This is a genomic window from Bacillus sp. LR_5, assembly GCF_042709275.1.
This window is the reverse complement of record NZ_JAVAXX010000540.1, coordinates 1-1,961: the sequence shown is the minus strand read 5'-3', so window position 1 is coordinate 1,961 and position 1,961 is coordinate 1. Positions and strand designations below refer to the sequence as shown.

1 protein-coding gene is annotated in these 1,961 nt (G+C 44.7%); it reads left to right on the top strand.

Annotated elements, in window-relative coordinates; translation table 11 throughout:
* Positions 1-1,867, top strand: a 1,867-nt coding sequence (gyrB, locus tag RAC86_RS38220; protein WP_377886910.1) for a DNA topoisomerase (ATP-hydrolyzing) subunit B, incomplete at its 5' end; no start/stop codon positions are given.
* Between the last annotated feature and the right edge of the window lie 94 nt (positions 1,868-1,961).

Below are 1,961 nucleotides of genomic sequence, written 5' to 3'. Positions count from 1 at the left end.
AGGATTGGAAGCTGTTCGTAAAAGACCGGGGATGTATATCGGTTCGACAAACAGCAAAGGCCTTCACCACCTGGTATGGGAAATTGTCGACAATAGTATTGACGAAGCCCTCGCCGGTTATTGTACGGATATCAATATCCAAATCGAAAAAGACAACAGTATCACGGTTGTAGATAATGGCCGCGGTATTCCAGTCGGTATTCATGAAAAAATGGGCCGTCCTGCGGTAGAAGTCATTATGACGGTGCTTCATGCCGGAGGAAAATTTGACGGAAGCGGCTATAAAGTATCCGGAGGATTACACGGTGTAGGTGCGTCGGTCGTAAACGCACTATCAACAGAGCTTGATGTGACGGTTCACCGTGACGGTAAAATTCACCGCCAAACCTATAAACGCGGAGTTCCGGTTACAGACCTTGAAATCATTGGCGAAACGGATCATACAGGAACGACGACACATTTTGTCCCGGACCCTGAAATTTTCTCGGAAACAACCGAGTATGATTACGATCTGCTTGCCAACCGCGTGCGTGAATTAGCCTTTTTAACAAAGGGCGTAAACATCACGATTGAAGATAAACGTGAAGGACAAGAGCGCAAAAATGAATACCATTACGAAGGCGGAATTAAAAGTTATGTAGAGTATTTAAACCGCTCTAAAGAGGTTGTCCATGAAGAGCCGATTTACATTGAAGGCGAAAAGGACGGCATTACGGTTGAAGTGGCTTTGCAATACAATGACAGCTACACAAGCAACATTTACTCGTTTACAAACAACATTAACACGTACGAAGGCGGTACCCATGAAGCTGGCTTCAAAACGGGCCTGACTCGTGTTATCAACGATTACGCCAGAAAAAAAGGGCTTATTAAAGAAAATGATCCAAACCTAAGCGGAGATGACGTAAGGGAAGGGCTGACAGCGATTATTTCAATCAAACACCCTGATCCGCAGTTTGAGGGCCAAACGAAAACAAAGCTGGGCAACTCAGAAGCACGGACGATCACCGATACGTTATTTTCTACGGCGATGGAAACATTTATGCTGGAAAATCCAGATGCAGCCAAAAAAATTGTCGATAAAGGCTTAATGGCGGCAAGAGCAAGAATGGCTGCGAAAAAAGCCCGTGAACTAACACGTCGTAAGAGTGCTTTGGAAATTTCAAACTTGCCCGGTAAGTTAGCGGACTGCTCTTCAAAAGATCCGAGCATTTCCGAGTTATATATCGTAGAGGGTGACTCTGCCGGAGGATCTGCTAAACAAGGACGCGACAGACATTTCCAAGCCATTTTGCCGCTTAGAGGTAAAATCCTAAACGTTGAAAAGGCCAGACTGGATAAAATCCTTTCTAACAACGAAGTTCGCTCTATGATCACAGCGCTCGGCACAGGTATTGGGGAAGACTTCAACCTTGAGAAAGCCCGTTACCACAAAGTTGTCATTATGACAGATGCCGATGTTGACGGCGCGCACATCAGAACACTGCTGTTAACGTTCTTTTACAGATATATGCGCCAAATTATCGAAAATGGCTACGTGTACATTGCGCAGCCGCCGCTCTACAAGGTTCAACAGGGGAAACGCGTTGAATATGCGTACAATGACAAGGAGCTTGAAGAGCTGTTAAAAACTCTTCCTCAAACGCCTAAGCCTGGACTGCAGCGTTACAAAGGTCTTGGTGAAATGAATGCCACCCAGCTATGGGAGACAACCATGGATCCTAGCTCCAGAACACTTCTTCAGGTAACTCTTGAAGATGCAATGGATGCGGATGAGACTTTTGAAATGCTTATGGGCGACAAAGTAGAACCGCGCCGAAACTTCATAGAAGCGAATGCGAGATACGTTAAAAATCTTGACATCTAATCATAAAAAGCCTTATTTCCAATAAGAAATAAGGCTTTTTTCTGAACAAGATCAGATGCAGCAATGCTTGCAGTACCTATATATTCTAGCAATT